Consider the following 18,232-nt stretch of genomic DNA (forward strand, 5'->3'; position numbering starts at 1 on the left):
TCTCGCGTGATGCGACCTGTCGCTGGAAAGCTAATCGGTTGACTGACAACTTGTCAAGTGAGATCAGATATTTGAGATTCATGGGTGCCATAGACTGGGGGCGCATGTTCCTGGGCGTAGTGGCCCGCACACAAAGGAGGCCGTGAATGGCGAGGACCGGATCGCGCGTTGCACTCGTTGCCGATGGGCTCCGCGCCGCCATACGCGGGGGCGAGTTTTCGGAGGGCGAGCGGCTCCCCACCGAGGCGCAACTGGCGAGCCGATACGGCGTCTCGCGCCCCACGGTGCGGGCGGCCCTGCGCGAGCTCGAGACGATCTCGCTCGTGCGCACGCAACACGGGGTCGGATCGTTTGTCTCCGAGAGTCCCGCCGTGACCGCCGGGCTCGAGCGGCTCGACTCGATCACGGAATCGATCCGCAACACCGGGCGCGAGCCTGGGATGGTGTACAAGGGGCGGGTACTCCGGCCGCTTTTGCCTGATGAGGCCGAAAAACTCCAAGTTTCTGGCGACGCGCACGCGCTCGAGCTGCGGCGCACGATCCTCGCGGACGGCGAGGTCGTGGCCTACTCCTACGACCTCATGCCGGTCGGGGTGTTTCCCGCGGGGGCGGATCCCGAATCCGTGGTCGGATCGCTCTTCGCGTATCTCCGCGAACAGCGGGACATGCACCCGCACCACGCGGTCGCCGAGGTGCACGCCGTGCAGTCGGAGCGCATCGGCTGGGATGCGCCCGCCGGCCGCTCCGCGCTCTACGTGCTCCTGGACCAGGTGCACTTTGACCGCTCGGATCGGCCGCTGCTGTACTCTCGGACGTATTTCCTCGAGGGCCGGTACGCCTTCACGATCCGCCGCTCGGGGTAGCTGGCGTACCTGTGCGAGCCGGTGCCGCGGTCGTGTCTGTGTGACATCTGCACCTCCCTCCGCTTAGTTGTTTGACAACTAGCCTCCCCGGGCGCAAGAATGTGATCACTTCCCGCCGCGCCACACGCCGCGGCGTGGAGACCACTGAAGCAGCCCAGGACCGGGCGCGTGTGATGAGGGGAACGCAGCTGATGGCACTGACGCACGAAGCGACCGAACTGGCACACGAGCTCTCGGCGGTGGGGGCGGACGCGGTGCGGCGGGGCCTGGTGCTCGCCAGCGGCGGCAACCTCTCCGCCCGCCTGGACGCCGACCGGTTCCTCGTGACGGGATCCGGCACCTGGCTGGATCGGCTGACCCCGGAGGACTTCACCGTGATGCGCCACGACGGGACGGTGGAGGCGGGATGCCCCCGGCCGTCCAGCGAGTGGAAGCTCCACCAGCGCGCGTATGCCGCCCGGCCCGATATCGCGACCGTCATCCACCTGCACCCCCAGCACGCCGTGCTCCTCGCGACGCTCGGGATCGAGATCCGGCTGCTCACCCTCGACCACGCGTTCTACGTCCGCTCGCTGGGGCTCACCCCGTTCTATCCGAACGGTTCGGATGAACTTGCGGACACCGCCGCCGCCGAGCTCGCGATGCATGACTGCGTGGTGATGCGCCACCACGGGTGCACCGTGGTGGGGGACACGCTCGAAATGACGTATCGCCGGGCGCTGAATCTCGAAGACGCGGCGAAAGCCACGCTCCTCGCCCAGCAGCTGGGGGACACCGAGACGAGGTTCCCGGCGGAACACCTCCCCACGCTGCACCACGCCTAGCCGGGCGCTGGCCCCGCGAGCACGAGAATCACGGAAGTGAGCAGCGGTTTCGAGGCCGGGACTTGAACATCAGATGAATGTAAGCATAGGCTGAAGGGTGTGCCGAGGGCTTCCGTCGAGGAAACTCCCGCGGCACACGCTCGCGCCGTCGCACCCCCATGCGATAGCGCGTTTTTCCTGTGCCCCTTCGACCTGAGGAATCATCGTGTCATTCCGTTCTTCCCGAGTCACCGCCGCCGCAGCGCTGTCCATTGGCGCTGCGCTGCTGCTCTCCGCCTGCTCCAGCGGGGAACCCGCCGCGGAACAGCCCGAGGCACCCGCTGCCGCACAGACCATCACCTTCACCGACAACCACGGTGAGGTCGAGATGCAGTCGAACCCCGAGCGGGTCGTGGCGCTCGATAACCACGTGTTCGAGACGCTGAGCTCCTGGGACGTGCCGCTCGTCGCCGCCCCCAAGGGCCTGATGGGTACGGTCTGGACCGACTACATCGAGGACGACTCGGTCGCCGACGTGGGCACCCACCGCGAGCCGAACCTCGAGGCGGTCGTCGCCGCCGAGCCCGACCTGATCATCGGCGGCTACCGCTTCGGCGACGCCTACGACGATCTGGTAGCCCAGAACCCGGACGCGACCGTGATCGAGATCGCCCCGCGCGACGGCGAGGACCTCCTCGAGGAACTGCAGCGCGAGACGACGATCCTGGGCCAGATCTTCTCCCACGAGGACGAGGCGAAGCAGCTCAACGACGCCCTGGATGACGCCGTCGAGGGCGCGAAGGCGGAGTACAACGGGACCGACACCGTCATGGGGCTCATCACTTCGGGCGGCAAGATCGAGTTCGCTGCAGCCGGCACCGGCCGCAGCGTGGGCCCGGTGTTCCCGGCCCTCGGCCTGAAGCCCGCCATCGACCGCGCCGCCGAGGACACCTCCCACGGTGACGACATCAGCGTCGAGGCCATCGCGGACTCGAACCCCGAGTGGCTGATCGTGCTCGACCGTGACGCGTCCTTCGCCGAGCCCGAGCCCGGCTCGGTCCCCGCGGACGAGCTGATTGCCGGCTCCGAGGCGCTCGCCAACGTCCCCGCAGTGCAGAAGAACCAGATCATCTACCTGGATCCGAACTTCTACCTCACCGAGGACATCCAGGCCTACACCGCGCTTATCGAGCAGATCAAGGCGGCATTCGCCGCAGCATGATCTCGCCCGTTCCCGCGGCCCAGCCTGGCCGCACCAGCGGGGATCCCACGCGACAGCGCGGGCTCCCCGCTTCGGCGTCTCCCGCAACCGCGGCCCCGCGCCGCGGCCGCGGCCCCTGGCCGATCCTCATCGCGTCCCTCATCGTCGCCGCCCTCGTCCTCGCCTCGCTACTGGTCGGGGTGTACGACATCGCCGGGCAGGAGTTCGGCGCGGAGATGTTCTGGATCACCCGTGTCCCGCGCACGCTTTCGCTCGTGCTCGCGGGGGCCGCGATGGCCACGAGCGGCCTCGTGATGCAGATGCTCACGCAGAACCGGTTCGTGGACGCGACGACCTCCGGCACCACCGAGTGGGCGGCCCTCGGCCTGCTGCTCACCGTGCTCCTGGTGCCCGGCGCGACGCTCGGCACGAAAATGGTGCTCTCGAGCTGCGCCGCCTTCGTGGGCGCGATGCTGTTCATGGCGATCCTGCAGCGGATCCCCATCCGAACCATGCTGGTCGTGCCGCTCATCGGGATCATGCTCGGCGCGGTCGTGAGCGCCCTCACCACCTTCCTCGCCGCGCAATTCAACATGCTGCAGCTGGTGGGCACCTGGTTTATGGGGAGTTTTACCGCGGTCGTGCGTGGCCGCTACGAGGTGCTCTGGATCGTGGGGGTCGTCACGATCCTCGTGTTCCTCCTCGCCGACCGCATCACCGTGGCCGGACTCGGGAAAGACGTCGCCACGAGCGTGGGCGTGCCCTACACCGTCATCCTCATCGCCGGGACCGCGCTTGTCGCGGTCGCCGCGGGCGTGACGACCGTGGTCGTCGGCTTTCTCCCGTTCCTCGGACTCGTGGTCCCCAACGTGGTGTCGATGATCCGCGGCGACAACGTGCGCAGCAACCTGCCGTGGGTCTGCCTCGGCGGGATCGCGCTCGTGATCGCCTGCGACCTGATCGGGCGCACCATTCGCATGCCCTTCGAGATCCCAGTGTCGATGGTGCTCGGGCTCGTCGGATCGGTGGTCTTCATCACCCTGCTCCTGAGGCAGCGCCGTGGCTAGCATCGTTCGACTCTCCGACACCGGACTCCCGCCGCTCGACCCCGTCAGCGGGCCCAGCTGGCTGCGGCGCGCGCTGCCCACGCTGATCGTCTTCGCCGTCGCGCTCGTGCTCGCCGTGCTGATCCTCGTGTACGACAACCCGGCCGCGCCCGGGAGCAGCGGATTCTGGACGATCGTGCGCAGCCGGGGGACCTCCCTGGGCACGATCGCGCTGGTCGCGGTCTGTCAGGCCGTCGCGACCGTGCTGTTCCACACGGCCACCTCGAACCGGATCCTGACCCCGTCGATCCTCGGATTCGACGCGCTCTACGTCCTCACCCAGACCGCGCTCGTGTTCTTCTTCGGGGCGTCTGCGGGCGGCATGGACGGAATCCCCAAGATTCTCGCGCAGAGCGGCCTGATGATCGTGTTCGCCACGATCCTGTACGGCTGGTTGTTCTCCGGCAAACGCGCCAACCTGCACCTGCTGCTGCTCGTGGGCGTGGTGCTCGGCATGGGGTTCGGATCGGTCTCCACCTTCATGCAGCGGCTCCTGACGCCCAGCGAGTTCGACGTGCTCTCCGCCCGGCTCTTCGGCAGCATCGGGAAAGCAAACGTGGACTACCTGCCGATCGCCGCCGTGATCGTGGCACTGATCCTCGCATTCGTCTGGGCGCGACGGCGGCGCTACGACGTGATCGCGCTGGGGCGCGACGTGTCCGTGGGGCTCGGCCTCAACTACCGCCGGGAGGTCGTGACGATCCTCGTCCTCGTGGCGGTGCTCGTGTCGGTGTCCGCGACGCTCGTGGGCCCCATGACCTTCTACGGCTTCCTGGTCGCGACGCTCGCCTACCAGTTCGCTCGGGGGGACCGGCACGCCGAGATCCTGCCCCTCGCGATCGGGATCGGCCTGGTCGCGCTCCTCGGGGCCACCTTTATCCTGAAACACGTCTTCGCGGCCGCCGGACTGGTGACCGTCATTATCGAATTCCTGGGCGGTCTGCTGTTCCTGATCGTCATCTTGAGAAAGGGCATGCGGTGATCGAACTCCGCGGCGTCGACAAGCACTACGCGGGAACCCGCGTCCTCGGGCCGATCGACCTCACCATTGAGCGTGGCGGTGTCACCGCGCTGATCGGCCCGAACGGTGCCGGCAAGTCGACCATGCTGACCATCATCGGCCGCCTGCTGGAGGCCGACAGCGGCCAGGTGACCGTCGGCGGGCTTGACGTGCGTGTCGCGAAATCGCGGGATCTCGCGAAGGTGGTCTCGATCCTCAAGCAGGAAAACCACTTCATGGCGCGGCTCACGGTGCGGCAGCTCGTCACCTTTGGACGTTTCCCGCACTCGGCCGGGCGGCTCACGGAAACCGATGAGCGCGCGATCCACGCGGCGATCGCCTTCTTGAACCTCGCGGGGATGGAGGATCGCTTCATCGACGAGCTGTCGGGCGGCCAGCGCCAGCGCGCCTTTGTCGCGATGGTGCTGGCACAGGACACGGACTACGTGCTGCTCGACGAACCGCTCACCGGCCTTGACATGCGTCACGCGGTGGGGATGATGTCGCAGGTGCGGGCCGCGGCCGACGCGCTGAACAAGACCGTGATCCTCGTGATCCACGACGTGAACTTCGCCGCCGCCTACGCGGACCGGATCGTGGCGCTTGCCGACGGGCGCGTGGTGGCCTCCGGCACCCCCGAGGAGATCATCACGCCGGACGTGCTGGAGCGGGTCTTCGAGACCCCGGTGCAGGTGCTGGAGCACGAGGGGCGCCGCGTGGCGGTCTACTACCGGCCGTAGGGGAACGTACGGTGCCCGTGCAGTGTCGGGCATCGGCGGCAGGGTAGCGTGGAGGCATGCAGAGCCTCAGCCTCATCGACACCTGGCCCGTGAAGAACGCCGCGACCGCGGTTATCGCCCGTGACGGGCGGATCCTGGGCCAGCACGGCGATCAGGACCGCGAGTTCGCGCTCGCCTCGGTCACGAAACTGCTGAGCGCGGCCGCGATCCTGCTCGCCGTCGAGGAGGGAGCCCTGGAGCTCGATGACCCGGCGGGGCCCCAGGGATCCACGGTGCGGCACCTGCTCGCACACGCCTCCGGCCTCGACTTCTCCGAGGACCTGATCCGGGCGCGGCCCGGCCATCGCCGGGTGTACTCCAACCTGGGGATCAACGTGCTCGCGGAAACCTTCACCGAGCGTGCCGAGATGCCGTTCGCGGACTACCTGCGGGAGGGGATCTTCGAGCCCCTGGGGATGACCTCGACCCGGCTCGAGGGCGCGCCCGCGGCGGGCGGCGTCTCAACGGTCGCCGACCTGTCGCGCTTCGCGGCGGAGCTGCAAAACCCGCGAGTGCTGCACCCGGACACGATCGCGCTCGCCACGCAGGTCGCGTTCCCCGGCCTCGACGGAGTGCTGCCCGGCTTCGGGCGGCAAAACCCCAACGACTGGGGCCTGGGCTTCGAGATCCGGGACGGCAAGCACCCGCACTGGACGGGCAGCCGCAATAGTCCCCAGACCTTCGGGCACTTCGGCCAGGCCGGCACCTTCCTGTGGGTCGACCCCATCGCCGAGGTCGCGTGCGTGACGCTCACCGACCGGAACTTCAGCACCTGGTCCGCCGAAGCGTGGCCGGTGTTCTCCGACGCGATCCTCGCGGAGCTCGCGGGCTAACTCGGGTCTGCGAGGTCCCCCGCGTCGCGTAGGTACCCTCGCAGCGGTTCCGGGGGGAGCGCCAGCGGCATGCCGAGCGCGTCGGCGACGCGCCGCGCGGTGTCCCGCGGGGACTGGAGCACGTCGGCGTGACGAAACCTGAGCACCCGATACCCGGCGTCCCGCGCGCGTTCGAGCCGGCTCGCGTCTCGCGCGTACTGCCGGTCGCTGGTCCGGTGCTGCTCGCCGTCGTACTCGACGATGAGCTTCCGCGCGAGATCCGCCATGTCGAACCGCCCGATCCACGCTCCGCGCGCATCATGGATCTCGACCTGCAGTGGGAGCGCGGGGAGCCCGTACCCCACCAAAACCAGCCGGAGCAGGGTTTCCATCCGAGACTCCGCCCCGGCTCGCGCAACGCTGAGCGCGGTGCGCAGTTTCCGGACGCCTCGGGTCTGCGCCGTGGCGGCAGCGGCTTTGAGCTCCGCGAGCGGTACGAGTGGGGTGCCCCCGCGCTCACGCCGTGGCCGGATCAGGTGGTCGGCCGCCACGACGAGTTCCCGGAAGGGGAGCTCCGCGGCAGCCTGGGTGAGCGCTAGCGCGGGTGGGGCGATCGGCGCACCGCTGGGATGGTGCCGCCACGGCGCGATGGGGCTCAGGTGTGTGTGCCCTTGGGCTCCCCGAACCGAGGTCTTGTTCCCGGGTCGGAGGATTGACACATGCGGGGCCGCGCTCGTCCTGATGGGGCAGCCATGCAGGAGGAGCGCGGTGCTGTGGCTGAACATCTCGTTCACCCGGAGGCGCGGCCGATAGTGCAGAGCTGAGTTGCGTGCCGCCTCGCTCGGGTAGGCCGCGGACGTGAGCTGAGCGCTGAGGACGCGGATCCCGTTGAACGGCGTGGCGAAGCGGGGGTGCCGGAGCACCTGACGGGTGATGCCGAGAGCTGCGGCCTCTGCTGCGAGGAACGGCCGTGTGCGGGCGGGTGCGGGGAGGGGGGTTCGGGGACGTGGCATGTGACCACCCTGAACTCCGGAAGGACGTACTCGCCCCACCACCCCCCGCCTGTGAATAACTCCCCGCCCCCACCCAAGATCCTCCCCCTGTGAACCCCGAGCCCCCGAGCCCCTGAGCCCCCGCCCCTTGCCCCGAGCCCCCGAGCCCCCGAGCCCCTGAGCCCCCGCCCCTTGCCCCGAGCCCCCGAGCCCCCGAGCCCAAGGACCCCATTGATGATTGGATTTTGGTTGTTTCAGGCCCCCGGAAGCAACCAAAATCCAATCATCAATGACAAAGCCGCGGCCCGGGTGAAGCGTGAGCTTCACCCGGGCCGCGTTCGCGCCACAGCGGCGAACTAGCCGATGACGGGCCCGAAACGCTCGGGCAGGGTCGCGCGGGTCGCGGCGCCCAGCTCGGACAGGGGCAGCGTGAAGCGATCCTGCACCTCGATCGCCGCGGCCGCGCCCTTCCCGTCCGTCACGCCGATGCGCAGCACCGGGTAGTCGCGGCCGTCGCACAGCCCGCGGAACTTCACGTCTTCCTCGTGCGGCACCGCGACCAGCACGCGGGCCTGCGACTCCGAGAACATCGCGGCGGTCGCGTCAACACCGTCGCGGGAGATGATCTCCTCGATCCAGACCCGGGCCCCCACGCCGAAGCGCAGCGCGCCGTCCGTGAGCGCCTGCGCGAGGCCACCCTCGGAGAGGTCAACGGCACCCGAGAGGATCCCCGCCTGCGAGGCCGCGTGCAGCAGCTCGGCAAGGCTCCGCTCCGCGTCGAGATCCGCGACCGGCGGGCGGCCGCCGAGGTGATCGTGCACGGTGCCGGCCCACGCCGAGCCGTCGAGTTCGTCGCGGGTGACGCCGAGCAGATAGAGGTGCTCGCCCTCGTCCTGCCAGCCGCTCGGGATGCGGCGTGCCACGTCGTCGATGATGCCGAGCACGCCCACTACGGGGGTGGGGTGGATCGGGGTGTCGCCGGTCTGGTTGTAGAGCGAGACATTGCCGCCGGTCACGGGGACCTCGAGCGCGAGGCACGCGTCCGAGAGGCCGGCCACGGCCTGCGAGAACTGCCACATGACCTCGGGGTTTTCGGGGCTGCCGAAGTTCAGGCAGTCGGTCACCGCGGTCGGCACGGCGCCGGAGGTGGCGACGTTGCGGTAGGCCTCCGCGAGGGCGAGCTGCGAGCCCACGAAGGGGTCGAGCTGGCAGTAGCGGCCGTTCGCGTCGGTCGAGATGGCGACGCCGAGGCCGCTCTCCTCGTCCACTCGGATCATGCCGGCACCGTCGGGGAAGGACAGTGCAGTGTTGCCCATGACGTAGGTGTCGTACTGGTTCGTGACCCAGGAGACGTCCGCCTGGTTCGGCGAGGCCGCCACGGCGATCATCTGGGCCCGGAGGTCGTCGGCTGCGTCGCTGCGCTCGAGGCCGGCCGCGTTCACGGAGTTGGCCTGCAGCGCGTCGATCCAGGTGGGGTAGGCGACGGGGCGCTCGTAGACCGGGCCGTCGACGGCAACGGTGGAGGGATCGACGTTGACGATTTCCTCGCCGCGCCAGTTGATGACAAGGCGGCCCGTGTCGGTGACCTCGCCGAGCACGCTCGTTTCGACGTCCCACTTCGCGGTGACCGCGAGGAACGCGTCCAGCTTGTCGGGGTGCACGATGGCCATCATGCGCTCCTGGCTTTCGGACATGAGGATCTCCTCAGCCGTGAGCGAGGGATCGCGCAGCAGCACGCTGTCGAGCTCGATGAACATGCCGCCGTCACCGTTGGCCGCGAGCTCGGAGGTGGCGCAGGAGATGCCGGCGGCACCGAGGTCCTGGATGCCCTCGACAAGTTCGCCGCGGAACAGCTCGAGGCAGCACTCGATAAGCACCTTCTCCGCGAACGGGTCGCCGACCTGGACGGCGGGGCGCTTGGTGGGGCCGCCCTCGTCGAAGGAGTCGGAGGCGAGGATCGAGGCGCCGCCGATGCCGTCGCCGCCGGTGCGCGCGCCGAAGAGCACGACCTTATTGCCCGCGCCCGAGGCGTTCGCGAGGTGCAGGTCCTCGTGACGCAGCACGCCGACGCCGAGGGCGTTGACGAGCGGGTTCTGCTGGTAGACCGCGTCGAACACGGTCTCGCCGCCGAGGTTCGGCAGGCCCAGGCAGTTCGCGTAGGAGCTGATGCCGGAGACCACGCCGTGGACAACGCGGGGCGTGTCGGCGTGATCGATGTCGCCGAAGCGCAGCTGGTCCATGACCGCGACGGGGCGTGCGCCCATCGAGATGATGTCGCGGATGATGCCGCCGACGCCGGTCGCGGCGCCCTGGAACGGCTCAATGTAGGAGGGGTGGTTGTGGCTCTCCACCTTGAAGGTGACGGCCCAGCCCTCGCCGATGTCAACGACGCCGGCGTTCTCGCCCATGCCGACGAGCAGGCGCTCCTTCATCTTGTCGTTGACCTTCTGGCCGAACTGGCGCAGGTAGATCTTCGACGACTTGTACGAGCAGTGCTCGGACCACATCACGGAGTACATGGCCAGCTCGCCCGAGGTGGGGCGGCGGCCAAGAATCTCGCGGATCTTCGCGTACTCGTCGGCCTTCAGGCCGAGCGCGTCGTACGGCTGCTCTTTGTCGGGTGTCGCGATCGCGTCAGAGACGGTATCCGGGACGTGGATCGGGGCAGTGGTTTCACTCACGCTGGTGGGCTCCGTGGGCTCGGGGGCGGTGCGGCTTACGAACGCAAGCGGCAGAGCGCTCACCCCACTAGTCTACGGCGTATTTCCCCCGCCCGAGCCCGCCGCCGGAACCCGCGAGATTCTGTGGAATTTCTGCGTTGCTCGGCCGGGTTTCTGGTCTTTTCCAGGTGAAACCGGGAAACTGATGTCATGAGTACCCCGAACGCTGTGCCCGAGCGACCCGCCGCCGCTGAGCCCCACCCGGACGCCGGGGCATCGCGGGGCACTGCCCCGCAGCGACAGCTGTCCACCTTCTTGAAGGTCAGCATCATCCTGCTCGCCGCGCTCACGGTCGCGTCGATCTCGCTGCTGTTCATCGGCGACTTCCAGGGCAAGTTCGAGCGGGTCTTCGCGACGTTCTTCGTGTTCGCGGTGTTTGTCGGCTTGACCGCCCTCGACACGCGACGTGAGCTGAAGTCGGAGTGGTACGCGCCGGTCGCGCTGATTGCGAACTCATACATCCTCGCGCTGCTCCTCATCGTGACGTGGATGACGCCGTACGACCCGTTCAGCCTGGGGTGGTCGCTGCTGTGGAAGGGCATTGTGGTCATCGGCGTGACGCGCCTTGTGTTGCTGTGCTGCCAGGGGCTGCTCTCGATGAGCGAGGGCAAACCCGAGTCGATTGCGCGTTTCGCGTTCATCACGAGCATGCTCGCGGTCCTCGCCGGCATCCTGTTTACCGCGCCGATCGCGATCGAGACGTTCAACGTGACGATCCCGGAGCTGTACTGGAAGATCGCGGTCGCCACGCTGATCCTCACTGCGCTGGGTCTCGCGATCACGCTGCTGCTGCGCTGGTTCTACGCCGCGCCGGATCGCGACGCGGCCCGTGCGAAGCTCCGTCCCGCAACGCCGGATCGCGCGGTCTCGGCTGAGCCGTACCGTGCGGTGCCGCTCGCCGGACCGGCCGCTCAGGCGGCCCCGCCGGCCCAGCCCGCTCAGCCGGGGAGTCTGACCGCGGCGCCGGCGGCCCCCGGTGCCGGCCCGCTGCTGCCGTGGCCGACCTTCGCTGACGGGCGGCCGATTCCCGCGCTGCCCAACGGGCAGCCGGACTTTAGCGTTCCCGGGGCCCCGCTCCCTCCGCAGTAGGGGAGTAGGGCGGCACTCACAGCGCCGCCCTACTCAGTCACGCGCCCCTTCCCCGCGATCGCGCATGCTGAGCGCACAACTTTGGGTGTGAAATTCCCTCGACTGAGTGTGGAGCGAAAAAACCTCTACTCAGAAACCCCTCACACGCATAGCATGATCACAACAATGTGATGGATGTTGGGGAGGGCGCGCAGAGAGTGCTGCGCCCGTGGAGGGATGGGCGATGCCAGGCAGTCTAGACGCGCGATCGGGTCCGAAACGGAGCGGGGTACGGCGCGCGCTCGCGCTCGTCGCCGCGGCCGCCGTGGCGGCGAGCGGAATCTCGTTCTTCCCGGGTCTCGCACCGGTGGCCCCGGCGCATGCCGAGTTCGCTGAGGGTGGCGAGGGCACGCATCGTTCCTCGATCGATTGGTTCTCCTTCGGCGAGGAGGCGCAACCGATCGCCGAGGGAACCGAGTACACCAACGAGCGTGCGATCGGCGACGACTCGATCGTCTCGACCTGTCTGATCACGGACGTCGAAGGCGAGATCAGCACGTACCGCTCCGGCGATTTCGCGGGCGATGCGCTCCCGTACCTGTACTACAAGGGCGGGCAAGGTACCGCGAATACGATGGTGACCGGTATCACGAACACCGTGCGCAATACCGCGCCGACGTTCACGATCTCGTGTACCGCTGAGTACGTCACCGCGGATGGCCAGCGCGCGGAAATTCCGCTGCAGGGCCTCGTGGTCGCCGACGCGGAGTCGAGTAACACCCAGGGCGACGAGTGGTTGCAGGCTGACCCGAGGCCGGCCGGTACCGACGTGACCTGGCGCATCATCGACCGGATGAAGAGCCCGGAGTGTGCGCCCGAGGACACCACGCTCGCGACGCCGACCGCGGAGGGGGGCCTGCGCTTCGCGCCGAACCGCTTCGAGTGTGTGGCCTGGGGCCCCGGCGGGTACGGTCCGATGGCGATCGCCTTTATGGAGGGTGCGACCTCCGCGCACATCACCGTCAACGGCGGCGCGCACAGCGCGGTCGCGCTGGGCATGGTGATGAGCGTCGACTTCGGCGATGCGCCCGAGTCGTATGGTGCCGCCGGCGCGGTGTTCCAGCCCGAGTGGGTGGGCGGCGTCATCGATCCCGCCGGCGGACCGCGGGACGTGTTCGCGGACGACTTCGCGCTCGGTTACCCGGGCGAATCCCCGCTGACGCTGGGCACGCATATTGATGCTGAGACGGAACACCTGTACAGCTGGGACGCGCTCCTTGACGACGAGAGCGGCCGCGACGAAGGGACCCCCGGCCCCGGTACTGACTTGGCGGGGAGCGACGAGGACGCTCTGCCGCTTGACGATCTTCCCCTGGTCGAGAACGGCAAGCTGTTCAACGACGGCGCGCCGTTGGCCGTGGAATGCCGCGGCGACGGCTACGTCGCCGGCTGGCTCGACTGGAACCAGGACGGCACGTTCGACCCCGCGAGCGAACGCTCGGAGATCGTCACGTGCGACGCGGGCACCGCGACGCTGACGTGGCCGAACCTTACGGAGCTGGTACTGCCGGCCGACGCCGACCCGCTCGTGTACCTGCGCCTGCGGATCGCGGCGTCCGCCGATGGCCTCGTGCCGACCGGCGTTCTGGTGCCCACCGGCGTGGGCTCGGCCGGCGAGGTTGAGGACTACGCGCTGGGCGTTCCCCTGATCGAGGCGTACAAGGAGTCCGACCCACTGTCCGGCACCCACGTGCGCCCCGGCGATGAGATCACCTACACGCTGACGTTCCACAACCGCGGCGCGGCGGCTGGCTACATCGTGTACGACGACTTCCTGGCGGATGTGCTCGACAAGGCGGAGTTCGTCGACAACTCCATCGAGATCACCTCGCCGAACGGTCCGATCGACGGCATCGTGGCGGAGGGCCCGGCGGGCACCCCCGCACGCATCGATATTGGCGGTCAGCTGCAACCCGGGCAGGTCGTCAACATCTCATATCGCGTCACCGTGACGAGCGAGACCGCGGGCGACCTGCTGGAGAACTACCTCCTGCACACCGACGACACCGGGAACCCGCTCGAGGAAGTTCCCACGGAGTGCCTCGAGAGTAACCCGCGGTGCACCTCGCACGACGTGCTCGCCCCCGATCTCCAGGTGCGTAAGAGCACGCTGCCGGGCGACGGGCAGGCGGTCGGGCCGGGGCAGCTCGTGACCTACCACCTCGACTTCGAGAATTGGGGCACCGGCGAAGCAACCGTGAAGTATGTCGATGATCTCACGAAGGTGCTCCAGTACGCGGAACTGCAGGAAGACTCGATCCGCATCATTGGCGCGCACGTGCCGGGTTCCCCGCCCCCGCCCGCTCCGGAAGAGTTCTCGATCGACGTTGAATTTGACGAGCTGAACAAGAAGCTCATCATCGACGGCGTGATGCACCCGGGCAACGCGGGCCGCGTTGAATACGTCGTGAAGGTCAATGAGACCGTCGCGCCGCCGGCCGCCGGCGAACCGAATCCCACGCTCACGAACTTCCTCGTGCAGACTGGCGATCCGGTGCCCGAGGAGTGCGCGGTGGCGCCGGCACCCGGTGCCGAGCTGTGCACGACCCACCCGATCAAACTGCCCGATCTGCAGATCGCGAAGAGCGCTGACCCCGAGAGCGGCACGCTCGTGTCCGCGGGCGACGTACTCACGTACACGCTGACCTTCGACAACTCGAACGGTGCGGCGGCCGCACCCGTGGCGCACGAGGACGACCTCTCCGGCGTGCTTGACGACGCAGCCTTCGGCGAGGTGACGGACAATGGCGGGCTGACCGTTGCCGGCCCGACCGGCGGCAAGCTCCAGATCAGTGGCACTGTGCCCGCTGGCGCGGTGAAGACCGTGACGTACACGGTGACCGTCAAGGAAGCGGCCGATCGCAAGGACAGCGTGCTCGCGAACTTCCTGCTCGAGGCGGGCGGCACGCCGCCCGGCGAGTGCCTCCCGGAAGCCCCGTGCACCACGCACCCGGCCGGGGATCCGAAGCTCGTGCTCACAAAGACCGCCGATCCGGCGAGCGGAAAGCCCGTGGTGGCCGGCCAGACCGTCACCTACACGCTGGGCTTCGACAACACCGGCGGCACCGCGCCCGCGACGCTCGATCACACCGACGATCTGTCTGACGTGCTCGACGACGCGACGTTCGTCGCCGACTCGCTCACCGCCGGTTCAGGCCTCACCGCGACCGGGCCCGACGGCTCGGGTCTCATCAGCATCACCGGCACGGTACCGGCCGGCGAGAAGGCGACCGTGAGCTACCAGGTCACCGTGAAGGACCCGGTTGCCGACGGGGCTGAGCTCGCGAACTTCCTGTTCGCGGGCGACGAGAAGCCCGAAACGTGCGAGCCGAACCAGCCGTGCACCGTGCACCCGGGCACCAAGCCGGAGCTGCAGGTGACGAAGAGCGCGGATCCCGCGTCGGGCACCGAGGTGTTCGAGGACGACGAGCTCACGTACACGCTGACGTTCGAGAACACGGGCAGCGCTCCCGCGGCCGTGGCCTACACGGATGATCTCTCCGGCGTGCTCGACGATGCCGAGCTGATCCAGGATCCGACGGTGACGCCTGCCGGCGCGCTCACCGGCGCGATTGCGGATGGCGCACTGGCGATCTCGGGCACACTCGCCCCGGGCGCGAAGGCGACCGTGACCTACCAGGTGCGCGTGCTCCCGCAGGGCGAGCGCGGCGACCACAGCCTCGGCAACTTCCTGTTCCCCGCGGGAACGAACCCGCCCACCACGTGCGCCCCCGAGTCGGAGCTCTGCACCGAACACCCGGCACCGCTTCCTGATCTCACGGTCACGAAGCTCGTGGATGCCGGATCGACCACGCCGGTCGCGCCGGGCGACGAGCTGCGCTACGGTCTCGAGTTCAACAACTCGAACGGGAAGGCACCAGCCACGGTGTCGTACGTCGACGACCTGAGCGGCATTCTCGATGACGCCTCGTTCGATCCCGCATCGCTCGAGATCCCCGAGGGACTGTCCGTGGACTTCTCCGAGGCGGACGGGACGCTGACCATCACGGGGACGGTGCCCGCGGGCCAGACCCTCACGGTGAGCTACGTGGCGACCGTGCTGCCCGACGGTGAGCGTGGCGACAACGAGCTCGTCAACTTCCTCTTCGAGGAGGGGACGGAGCCGCCGACGGTCTGTACGCCGGAGGAGACGTGCACCACGAACCCGGTGCCCGCGCTGGTGCTCACAAAGACCGCCGACCCGGCAACGGGCGATCCGGTGGCCGCGGGGGACACCGTGAGCTACACGCTCACGTTCGACAACCGCGCGGGCAAGGCACCCGCCGCGCTGCAGCACACGGACGACCTGTCCGACGTGCTCGACGATGCGACGTTCGTCGCTGACTCGCTGCAGGCGGAGACCGGCCTCACCGCAACGGGCCCGGAGGCCAGCAAGATCACGGTGACGGGCGAGGTGCCCGCCGGTGAGCAGCGCACGGTGACCTACCAGGTCACGGTGAAGGCGGACGCGGATCGCGGCAACAACTCGCTCGCAAACTTCCTGTTCGCGGGCGACGAGACGCCGGAGGTGTGCGAGCCGGGTGATCCCTGCACGGTGCACCCCGTGCCGAACCTCCAGGTGCAGAAGTCGGTCGACCCGGAGTCGGGCAGCACGGTTGAGGCCGGGCAGACCCTGAGCTACACGCTGAGCTTCGACAACGCGACGGGCACCGCGCCCGCGGCGGTCGATCATCGCGACGACCTGGGTGGTGTGCTCGACGACGCCAGCTTCCTGCCGGACTCGCTGACCGCCGACACCGGGCTCACGGTCGCCGGCCCGAGCGATGACGCGCTGCGCATCACCGGCTCGGTCCCCGCGGGGAAGACGCTCACCGTGCGCTACCAGGTTGAGGTGCTCGCTGATGGCGAGCGTGGCGACAACGTGCTCGCGAACTTCCTGCTGCCCCCGGGCGTCACGGAGCCGCCGGTCACCTGTGAGGTCGAGGACCCCAGCTGCACCACGAACCCGGTGCCCGAGATCTCCTACGTGAAGGAGGTGACGGCTTCCGACGACCCGATCGTGGCGGGGAAGTCGACGCTGAGCTACACCGTGACGATCACGAACACTGGGGCTGCGACCGGCACGGTCGACCGCACGGACGACCTCTCCGACGTGCTCGACGACGCCACCGTGGTGAGCCAGCCGGTGTCGGACACCGACTCGGTACAGGTGACGGAGATCGCGGACGATGCGTTCACGATGAACGGTACGCTCGCCGCCGGGGCGACCGCCACGGTGACGTACACCGTGCGGGTCAAGGAAGCCGCGGCGCAGGGCAACAGCCTGGCCGTGAACTTCCTGCTGCCGCCGGGCGTCACGGAGCCCCCGGAGGTCTGCGAACCGGGCGACCCCGAGTGCACCACGACCCCGCTGCCCGCCATCGCGCCCGCGAAGGCTGCGACGACGGAGAGCGGCGAGAGCTGGGTGCGCGCCGGGGAGGCAATCACCTACACGCTGACGTTCACGAACGATGGTGAAGCCGCGGGCCCGGTTGCGTACTGGGACGGACTGCGCGATGTGCTGCGCTACGCCGATTTCGAGGGCGACATCACCGTGGACCAGGGCGCGGGATCGAGCGTCACGGCGGGCTTCGCCGCGGACGAGCAACGGATCGACGTGGGCGGCGTGCTTGCCGCCGGCCAGACCGCCACGGTGACCTACACGATGCGGATGCACGCGGAGCTGCCGCACGGCGCTCGCGTGACCAACTACCTCGTCGCGGAAGGTGAGTCGCTCGAAATCGCCGGCTGCTTCCCCGATGACGAGATCATCTGCACAGATCACCCCGCGGTGATGCCTGGGCTGGATGTGTCGAAGCGCGCGAATCCTGCCTCGGGAACCGAGGTGCGCGAGGGCGACGAGGTCACCTACACGCTGTCGTTCGACGCGTGGGGCCCGGATCGTGCCGCGGTGCAGCACCGCGACATCCTGAACGACGTGGTGGATGACGCCGAGCTGGTGGGGCAGCCCACCGTCGCGATCGATGGCGACGGCACCCTGAAGGCCGTGCTCGCCCGCGGCGCGAACGGTGAGGCCCGGATCGACATCCGCGGCTCGCTCAAGCCCGGTACCCATGCCACGGTGAGCTACACCGTGCGCGTGCTGCCGGATCGTGAGCGCCCCGCGTCTCCCGCGGCTGAGGGGACGACGCCGCACCAGCTCGGCAACGTCGTGCTCGGATCCGGCGAGGAGCCGCCGACGGTGTGTGAGCCGGCGGCCCCGAACTGCACGGTGCACCCGATCGAGACGAAGCCGGATCTCGAGGTCACGAAGTCGGTGGATCCCGAGAGTGGCACGGCGGTCGCGGCGGGTGAGCGGCTGAGCTACACGCTCGGTTTCGAGAACTTCGGGACTGCTGCCGGGCCGGTCGACTTCGAGGATCGGCTCGCCGATGTCCTCGACGACGCGAAACTGATCTCCGGGCCGACCGTGCAGGGCGGTGGGGTGACCGCAACGCTCGACGGCGATGTGCTCACGATCACCGGCGAGCTCGCCCCGAAGCAGCGTGCCACGGTGAGCTACACGGTCGAGGTGCTCCCGAGCGCCGCCGACGGTGCGGGAGTACTCGCGAACTTCGTGGTGAAGCCCGGGGATCCGACGCCGGAGGTCTGCGATCCCGCGCAGCTGCCGTGCACGGCGAACCCGGTGATCCCGATGGATCCCGCGCAGCCGATCCCGAAGCCTCCGCTCGCCGAGACCGGTGGATCGAGCATGCTCCCCTGGATGCTCGGCGGGGCTGGGCTGCTCGGTGCCGGTGCGCTCCTGCTCGCCCTGACGATCGCTCGACGTGGTCGTCGAGAGGTGGCGTTCACCGGACGAGAGTAAAA

11 protein-coding genes are annotated in these 18,232 nt (G+C 68.8%); 9 read left to right on the forward strand and 2 right to left on the reverse strand.

Annotation, left to right across the window (positions count from 1 at the left end; genetic code table 11):
* Positions 1-146: 146 nt before the first annotated feature.
* The 7 genes from D3230_RS04925 (at position 147) to D3230_RS04955 (ending at position 6,585) form a co-directional block, all read left to right on the forward strand.
* Complete coding sequence (locus D3230_RS04925; RefSeq protein WP_202343897.1) at positions 147-863, forward strand: GntR family transcriptional regulator; 717 nt, start codon at positions 147-149, stop codon at positions 861-863.
* Between the two features lie 191 nt (positions 864-1,054).
* Positions 1,055-1,687, forward strand: a complete 633-nt coding sequence (locus D3230_RS04930) for a class II aldolase/adducin family protein (RefSeq protein WP_202343898.1) — start codon at positions 1,055-1,057, stop codon at positions 1,685-1,687.
* Positions 1,688-1,892: 205 nt separating this feature from the next.
* Complete coding sequence (locus tag D3230_RS04935) at positions 1,893-2,888, forward strand: ABC transporter substrate-binding protein (RefSeq protein ID WP_202343899.1); 996 nt, start codon at positions 1,893-1,895, stop codon at positions 2,886-2,888.
* Positions 2,885-3,934, forward strand: coding sequence for an ABC transporter permease (locus tag D3230_RS04940; RefSeq protein WP_202343900.1), 1,050 nt, complete (start codon positions 2,885-2,887; stop codon positions 3,932-3,934). Before D3230_RS04935 ends, D3230_RS04940 begins: the two co-directional genes overlap by 4 nt.
* On the forward strand, positions 3,927-4,955 hold the full coding sequence (locus D3230_RS04945) for an iron chelate uptake ABC transporter family permease subunit (protein WP_202343901.1): 1,029 nt from the start codon (positions 3,927-3,929) through the stop codon (positions 4,953-4,955). The genes D3230_RS04940 and D3230_RS04945 overlap by 8 nt, the downstream gene beginning before the upstream one ends.
* On the forward strand, positions 4,952-5,713 hold the full coding sequence (locus D3230_RS04950) for an ATP-binding cassette domain-containing protein (protein WP_202343902.1): 762 nt from the start codon (positions 4,952-4,954) through the stop codon (positions 5,711-5,713). Before D3230_RS04945 ends, D3230_RS04950 begins: the two co-directional genes overlap by 4 nt.
* Positions 5,714-5,769: 56 nt before the next feature.
* Positions 5,770-6,585, forward strand: a complete 816-nt coding sequence (locus D3230_RS04955) for a serine hydrolase domain-containing protein (protein WP_202343903.1) — start codon at positions 5,770-5,772, stop codon at positions 6,583-6,585.
* Here the strand turns inward: D3230_RS04955 and D3230_RS04960 are convergent.
* Together D3230_RS04960 and purL are read right to left on the reverse strand one after the other, a co-directional pair.
* A complete protein-coding gene (locus D3230_RS04960) occupies positions 6,582-7,577 on the reverse strand; it encodes a DUF559 domain-containing protein (protein WP_202343904.1) in 996 nt (331 codons plus the stop codon). The two genes, D3230_RS04955 and D3230_RS04960, sit on opposite strands and share 4 nt — an antisense overlap.
* A gap of 335 nt (positions 7,578-7,912) precedes the next feature.
* Positions 7,913-10,237 carry a phosphoribosylformylglycinamidine synthase subunit PurL gene (gene purL / locus D3230_RS04965; RefSeq protein ID WP_202343905.1) on the reverse strand — a complete coding sequence of 775 codons (2,325 nt, stop codon included), beginning with the start codon at positions 10,235-10,237 and terminating at the stop codon, positions 7,913-7,915.
* Positions 10,238-10,426: 189 nt separating this feature from the next.
* Here purL and D3230_RS04970 point away from each other — a divergent pair, with 189 nt between their 5' ends.
* Complete coding sequence (locus tag D3230_RS04970; RefSeq protein ID WP_202343906.1) at positions 10,427-11,365, forward strand: hypothetical protein; 939 nt, start codon at positions 10,427-10,429, stop codon at positions 11,363-11,365.
* Positions 11,366-11,588: 223 nt separating this feature from the next.
* Positions 11,589-18,230 carry a CshA/CshB family fibrillar adhesin-related protein gene (locus D3230_RS04975; protein ID WP_202343907.1) on the forward strand — a complete coding sequence of 2,214 codons (6,642 nt, stop codon included), beginning with the start codon at positions 11,589-11,591 and terminating at the stop codon, positions 18,228-18,230.
* Positions 18,231-18,232: the final 2 nt, after the last annotated feature.

It is taken from the genome of Leucobacter chromiireducens subsp. solipictus (genome assembly GCF_016758195.1).
GTDB lineage: Bacteria > Actinomycetota > Actinomycetes > Actinomycetales > Microbacteriaceae > Leucobacter > Leucobacter solipictus.

What these genes read in the sequence shown, in the direction of transcription:
- D3230_RS04925 (WP_202343897.1), top strand. Translation starts at nt 147, where the DNA reads ATGGCGAGGACCGGATCGCGCGTTGCACTCGTTGCCGATGGGCTCCGC.
- D3230_RS04975 (WP_202343907.1), top strand. Translation starts at nt 11,589, where the DNA reads ATGCCAGGCAGTCTAGACGCGCGATCGGGTCCGAAACGGAGCGGGGTA.
- D3230_RS04930 (WP_202343898.1), top strand. Translation starts at nt 1,055, where the DNA reads ATGGCACTGACGCACGAAGCGACCGAACTGGCACACGAGCTCTCGGCG.
- D3230_RS04960 (WP_202343904.1), bottom strand. Translation starts at nt 7,577, where the DNA reads ATGCCACGTCCCCGAACCCCCCTCCCCGCACCCGCCCGCACACGGCCG.
- D3230_RS04970 (WP_202343906.1), top strand. Translation starts at nt 10,427, where the DNA reads ATGAGTACCCCGAACGCTGTGCCCGAGCGACCCGCCGCCGCTGAGCCC.
- D3230_RS04940 (WP_202343900.1), top strand. Translation starts at nt 2,885, where the DNA reads ATGATCTCGCCCGTTCCCGCGGCCCAGCCTGGCCGCACCAGCGGGGAT.
- D3230_RS04955 (WP_202343903.1), top strand. Translation starts at nt 5,770, where the DNA reads ATGCAGAGCCTCAGCCTCATCGACACCTGGCCCGTGAAGAACGCCGCG.